1 rRNA gene is annotated in these 1,041 nt (G+C 51.4%); it reads right to left on the bottom strand.

From position 1 onward, the window contains the following. Nucleotides 1–1,041, bottom strand: a 23S ribosomal RNA gene (locus AC3XQU_RS22690); the annotation flags it as partial.

Here is a 1,041-nt window from a genome sequence, read left to right as displayed (position 1 = left end):
GAACTGGCGTCCCCGCTTCAAAGCCTCCCACCTATCCTACACAGATTGGTTCAAAGTCCAATGCAAAGCTACAGTAAAGGTTCATGGGGTCTTTCCGTCTAGCCGCGGGTAGATTGCATCATCACAAACATTTCAACTTCGCTGAGTCTCGGGAGGAGACAGTGTGGCCATCGTTACGCCATTCGTGCAGGTCGGAACTTACCCGACAAGGAATTTCGCTACCTTAGGACCGTTATAGTTACGGCCGCCGTTTACTGGGACTTCAATCAAGAGCTTGCACCCCATCATTTAATCTTCCAGCACCGGGCAGGCGTCACACCCTATACGTCCACTTTCGTGTTTGCAGAGTGCTGTGTTTTTATTAAACAGTCGCAGCCACCAGTTTATTGCAACCCGTTCATCCTTCCACAGTAAAGTGGTCAAACTACAAGGGCGTACCTTTTCCCGAAGTTACGGTACCAATTTGCCGAGTTCCTTCTCCCGAGTTCTCTCAAGCGCCTTAGAATACTCATCTCGCCCACCTGTGTCGGTTTGCGGTACGGTCTCGTATGACTGAAGCTTAGAGGCTTTTCTTGGAACCACTTCCGATTGCTTCAGAACCTAAGTTCCTCGTCTCGACCCCTTGAATTGCGCGCCCGGATTTGCCTAAGCGCCTTCTATGAGTCAAAAACTAGCTATTCCAACAGCTAGACAACCTTCCGCGATCCGTCCCCCCATCGCATCATACGACGGTGCAGGAATATTAACCTGCTTCCCATCAGCTACGCATCTCTGCCTCGCCTTAGGGGCCGACTCACCCTGCTCCGATGAACGTTGAACAGGAAACCTTGGGCTTACGGCGTGGAGGCTTTTCACCCCCATTATCGCTACTCATGTCAGCATTCGCACTTCTGATACCTCCAGCATCCTTCACAAGACACCTTCGCAGGCTTACAGAACGCTCTCCTACCATATCTATTGCTAGATATCCGCAGCTTCGGTGACTGGCTTAGCCCCGTTACATCTTCCGCGCAGGACGACTCGATCAGTGAGCTATTACGC

It is taken from the genome of Telluria sp. AZSoR62 (assembly GCF_058111565.1).
Note: the sequence above shows the minus strand (reverse complement) of the source record. Positions and strands in the feature narration are given on the sequence as shown.